The following is a 1,259-nucleotide window of genomic DNA, read 5'->3' as shown; positions in this document are numbered from 1 at the left end:
GAGGTGCTGGTGGTCGAGACGCCCGGCGGTGCCGGGCTCGGCGATCCCTCGGATCGCGATCCGGCGCTGATCGCGCGCGACCTCAAGGCCGGGCTGGTCAGCCATGCGGCCGCCGCAGCCCTTCCCTCTTCTTCCTTCGCCCCCGAACTTTCGGACCACCTCGCATGAGTTCCACACCCAAGCCCGCGGCCCCCGCCGGCCGCCAACTGATCCGCCACCAGCTCGCCTGGAACCGCCTGCTCTCGGTGGTCGAGGAGCAGGCCCAGACGCTGATCCGCACCGCCTTCGGCACTTCCACGCGCGAGGCCGGCGACCTGTCGGCCGGCGTGTTCCTGCCCGACGGCCGGATGATCGCGCAGGCCGTGACCGGCACGCCGGGCCACGTCAACTCGATGGCCGAGTCGGTCAAGCACTTCCTGCGCCGCTTCCCGATCGAGACCATGGAAGACGGCGACGTGTTCCTCACCAACGACCCGTGGAAGGGCACCGGCCACCTGTTCGACATGACCATGGTCACGCCGGTGTTCCATGGCGAGGGCGCGGCGCGGCGCGCGGTCGCGCTGTTCGCTTCCACGCTGCACGTGGTCGACATCGGCGGCATCGGCTCGAGTCCCGACGGGCTGGAGATCTACCACGAGGGCCTGTTCCTGCCGATCCTGCGCTTCGTGCGCCGCGGCACGGTCGACCCGGCGGTGCACGCCATCATCCGCGCCAACGTGCGCGATCCCGAGCAGGTCGAGGGCGACCTGTTCGCGCTGGTGGCCTGCAATGAAGTCGGCGGCCGGCGGCTGCGCACCCTGCTGCGCGAGTTCGGCCTGGCCGACCTCGAGGCGCTCGGCGACTTCGTCATCGCGCGCTCGGCGCAGGCCATGCGCGAGGCGCTGGCCGAATGGCCGCGCGGCACCTGGCACCACACGCTGGTGGCCGACGGCTACGACGCGCCGATCACGCTGCAGGTGGCCGTGACCATCGGCGACGACGGCATCGACGTGGACTTCGCCGGCACCTCGGGCACCGTGGCGCGCGGCATCAACGTGCCCAAGGCCTACACCGACGCCTACACCTCCTTCGGCATCCGCTGCCTGGTGGGCGCCGACGTGCCCAACAACGCGGGCTCGCTGGCGCCGATCCGCGTCGCCGCGCCCGAGGGCTGCATCCTGCATGCGCTGCATCCCGCGGCCGTGACCGCGCGCCACGTCATCGGCCAGCTGCTGCCCGACGCCGTGTTCGGCGCGCTGCGGCAGGCCCGGCCCGACCGG

At 72.2% G+C, this 1,259-nt stretch carries 1 protein-coding gene; it reads left to right on the top strand.

The window, feature by feature from the left end:
• Positions 1-164: 164 nt before the first annotated feature.
• The coding region (locus AC27VN_RS41780) for a hydantoinase B/oxoprolinase family protein (RefSeq protein ID WP_490880559.1) at positions 165-1,259 on the top strand (1,095 nt) is incomplete at its 3' end.

It is taken from the genome of Variovorax sp. 20P10.2.4, from assembly GCF_058244205.1.
Note: the sequence above shows the minus strand (reverse complement) of the source record. Positions and strands in the feature narration are given on the sequence as shown.